At 78.8% G+C, this 603-nt stretch carries 1 pseudogene; it reads right to left on the bottom strand.

What is annotated here, in order from left to right:
• Positions 1-603, bottom strand: a pseudogene (locus I8J29_RS33485) (hypothetical protein); the annotation flags it as partial.

Raw genomic sequence — 603 nt, 5'->3', positions numbered from 1 at the left:
GTCCAGCGCCTCCGCCGGCGACGGCTCCGGCCCGGCCGGCGCGAACGCGGCGAGCGATTCCGCCTGCGCCGCGACCGCCGCTTCCGCCGCGGCGGCGGCTTCCCGGCGGAGCCGCTCCGCGGCGCCGGAAGCGGCCGTGCCGTCGGCGTTCTGGCCGGCGTCGGAGCCGGCCGCGCGGCCGGAACCGTGTGCGATGCCGCGTTCGGGTTCGGCACCGGAGTTTGCCGCCCAAGCGTTCGCGTCCTCGAGACGGCCGGCTTCGAGCGTCTCCAGCAGCCGTTCCGCGGCGGCTTCCGCGCGCGTCTGCAGCGGCGAGAGCTCGAGCTGCAGCCGCTGGCAGCGGGCGTTCAGCTCCTCCCAGCCCCGGAGCAGCGCGTCGCCGCGGTCCTCCGCCTCCAGCGGCTCCCGGTGCAGCGCGCGATGCTCGCGCGACCCGCAGACGGGACATGCCTCCCCGTCCCGCAGATCCGCGGCCAGCCGCGCGGCGAGCTCCTGGCGCGCCTGCTCGCGCTGCGCCTCCCGCGCGCGATCCGCCCATTGCGGAATCGCGGACGCGGCTTCCCGCAGCTTCCCGGCCGCGTGCGCCAGCACGCCGCCGGCCGG

Origin of the sequence: Paenibacillus artemisiicola, assembly GCF_017652985.1 — a bacterium.
In the GTDB taxonomy this organism is placed as follows: Bacteria; Bacillota; Bacilli; order Paenibacillales; family Paenibacillaceae; genus Paenibacillus_Z; species Paenibacillus_Z artemisiicola.
This window is presented reverse-complemented; position numbering and strand designations above follow the sequence as displayed.